This window comes from Thalassospira profundimaris, assembly GCF_003326795.1.
Lineage (GTDB): Bacteria > Pseudomonadota > Alphaproteobacteria > Rhodospirillales > Thalassospiraceae > Thalassospira > Thalassospira profundimaris_C.
On record NZ_JPWI01000037.1, the window covers coordinates 1 to 603 of the forward strand.

The 603-nt window shown below is 47.8% G+C and carries 1 protein-coding gene; it reads left to right on the forward strand.

Going from position 1 to position 603, the window contains the following annotated elements; genetic code table 11:
- Window positions 1-356: 356 nt before the first annotated feature.
- Window positions 357-603 (forward strand): flagellin N-terminal helical domain-containing protein (locus TH30_RS21920; RefSeq protein ID WP_472973932.1); only part of this gene is annotated, 247 nt, incomplete at its 3' end.

Here is a 603-nt window from a genome sequence, read left to right on the forward strand (position 1 = left end):
TTCAAAAGGCAGCCTTCGGGCTGCCTTTTTTCTTTTTTGCCCTAGAGCTCTCTGCAACGCGAGGTCAACCAACGCGCACGAATCGTATATTCCATCAGATCAATTTTGCTCTTACTCCTTGCGGCCTTGACAACGAGCAAGATCAGAGAAGTTCAAACAATAGTCACTAAGCAATTGAGAATATAGATTAACTGACAGTTAAGATTTTTCTGGACAACCACCCAACCCTAAGTATAGGATTAGCAAACTTAGTTATGCCTTATGTGATCAAGACGATTCTTAAAGGCATTTCCGACACGTAGTCGGTAACCTTCGGCGGAACAGTCCGTTAGAGCTATCCAAGTAGGAGATATGATATGGCTCTCAATATTATCTCGAACTACGCTGCGAACGTAGCGCACCGTAACCTGTCGGCATCTGATGAGATGGCGACCCGTTCCCTTTCCAAACTGTCTTCTGGTACCCGTGTTGTTTCCGCACGTGACGATGCTGCTTCCATGGCAATCGGCGCACGTCTCAACGCAACCACCCAGGCTCTGAAAACGGCAACCGTTAACGTTGGTCAGGCCAACTCGATGTTGCAAATTGCTGACGGCGGCATGG